The sequence below is a fragment of the Sunxiuqinia dokdonensis genome (assembly GCF_001270965.1).
Lineage (GTDB): Bacteria > Bacteroidota > Bacteroidia > Bacteroidales > Prolixibacteraceae > Sunxiuqinia > Sunxiuqinia dokdonensis.
Map to the genome: position 1 here is coordinate 1 of NZ_LGIA01000081.1, position 1,488 is coordinate 1,488.

The following is a 1,488-nucleotide window of genomic DNA, read 5'->3' on the forward strand; positions in this document are numbered from 1 at the left end:
TTCAATACCCAACATTTTACTTGTCGCTTTTCAATGGTGCCACGCAGGTGATGGATGCCACCAAAGAAACGGTTTAAATCCTCCAGCATGAGCTCCCCGGCCTGTGCTTTTAATGCGGAGGGAACGATTAGCTCGTAGCAATAATACTTATCGCGGGCAGCAGGCATGTAGGCCGATACCTTTGGCGGCGGCAGCACTTCCTGTTTATCGAACTCCAACATACACCGGTTGGGATGCGCCAAAACCGGATTCCCCATCTGCCGCACTGCTCCCCGATACAATTGCAGAACATTACCGTTCAATGCCCTGATTTTATATCGGTTCAGGCTATCAGTATATACCCCTCCGCCACCGATCCCGTCCAGGTAGCCGGTGATTACCGAGTGGTACTTCAAATCGCCTGCCTGCCCGCCATTACCATCAACCAGTAACGGTTTGGTCAGGTCGTAGTCAAAATTGCTTTTCTTTTCGGCCAGTGGTGTGGCGTTGGGCGAAAACCGGTCCCGGATGTTCTCGGCGGTGACTTCCGCTTCGCCGGTGATGGCCACCACTTTCCCGTCCCTGATCCACACCTCGTGGGGAACATGGTTGTGGGGAAACAGTTCCGAAAGGGTTGTGTCTCCCGTTACCGAGGGCAGGCTGACCTTGCGGGCAGCAAAGAATTTGGCAATCGCGGCTTTGTCCTGCGAAGTGACCATCAGGATTTGAAGCTGCCCATCGAACTCGCGCTGGAGCAGTTCGAGCCGCGGGATGGCTTCAATGCACGGGTGGCACCAGGTAGCCCAAAAGTCCAGGATCAGCAGCTTGCCTTCGAAATCCGAAAGGCGGGCCGTTTCTCCGGGGTAGTTGAGCACATCCTTAAGCAGAAGATCAGGAACCGGGTCACCCGGCTTTAAGGGACCAGACTGGGCCTGTTCGGGCGGGCTGCAATGCACAAAATGCAAAAGCATGCCTGCTGTAAACAGGATTAATAGTATTGGAATCTTGGTTTTGTTTCTCATCATTTTTAGGTTTTGGTTTCGTAAAAAGAAGATTGAACACAAAGACGCGAAGCCGCAAAAATCTTGTTATCCGGTAAATGTCTAAAGGCCTTCGTGAGTTCGTGCCTTCTCACCCTCACGCTCTCTCACCCTCTCATCTTCTCGCCAAGAGAAAAGGCATGGCAAGGCCATGAAGCAGAAAATAGCATTCATACTTTTACAATTTTGTGTTTGTGTAACCTGAGGTTTGGTGTTCCCCCAAAACCCCAGGGTTTCGGAAAACCCTGAAGGTTTACATACGGGGGTATTGATAGATGCAGCCCGTGAGTTTACGGAGCATGTCGGGGAAATAAAAAGCGTTTAAAACGAGGCATAATACATTCGTTTTTGGGGTTAATATCGGTTTGAAACCGCGCTATGTTTGTATCCTGCTTATTGTAAGTTCACATGTGGGATTCTCTTCAAAGGAAATAAGATTGGAAGAGTTGATAAAAATAATGCGGCTTAT

General features: G+C 49.9%; 1 protein-coding gene. It reads right to left on the reverse strand.

The features are described 5' to 3' along the window. Nucleotides 1-1,004 (reverse strand): TlpA family protein disulfide reductase (locus NC99_RS06825; protein WP_157624586.1); only part of this gene is annotated, 1,004 nt, incomplete at its 3' end. Nucleotides 1,005-1,488: the final 484 nt, after the last annotated feature.